Origin of the sequence: Acidovorax sp. NB1, assembly GCF_005405905.1 — a bacterium.
Taxonomy (GTDB): domain Bacteria; phylum Pseudomonadota; class Gammaproteobacteria; order Burkholderiales; family Burkholderiaceae_C; genus Acidovorax.
The window spans coordinates 1-355 of record NZ_BJHU01000034.1; the positions used below are offsets into that span (position 1 = coordinate 1).

The window sequence follows — 355 nt, forward strand, 5'->3', positions numbered from 1 at the left end:
GCCCGCCTGCATGTGGCCGCCTCGGCGCTGAGCCGCCAGATCGCGGGGCTGGAGGCGCAACTGGGAACGCCCCTGTTCGAGCGCCACCCGCGCGGCATGGTGCTGACGGCGGCGGGCGAGATCCTGGCGGTGCACGCGCGCCGCACCCTGCTGGACGCCGAGCGCGCGCTGGGCGAGCTCGGTGCGCTGCAGGGCCTGCGGGCCGGGCAGGTGCGCCTGGCCACGTCCGACGCATTTGCCAACGAGCTGGTGCCACGCCTGTGCGTGGAGTTCCAGCGCACCTATGCCGGGGTGCAGTTCAGCGTGATCGCCCTGCCCACGGCCCAGGTGCCCGACGCCGTGCGCAGCGGCGCGG

At 75.5% G+C, this 355-nt stretch carries 1 protein-coding gene; it reads left to right on the top strand.

The features are described 5' to 3' along the window. Window positions 1-355 (top strand): LysR family transcriptional regulator (locus tag AvAM_RS17415; RefSeq protein WP_137748246.1); only part of this gene is annotated, 355 nt, incomplete at both ends.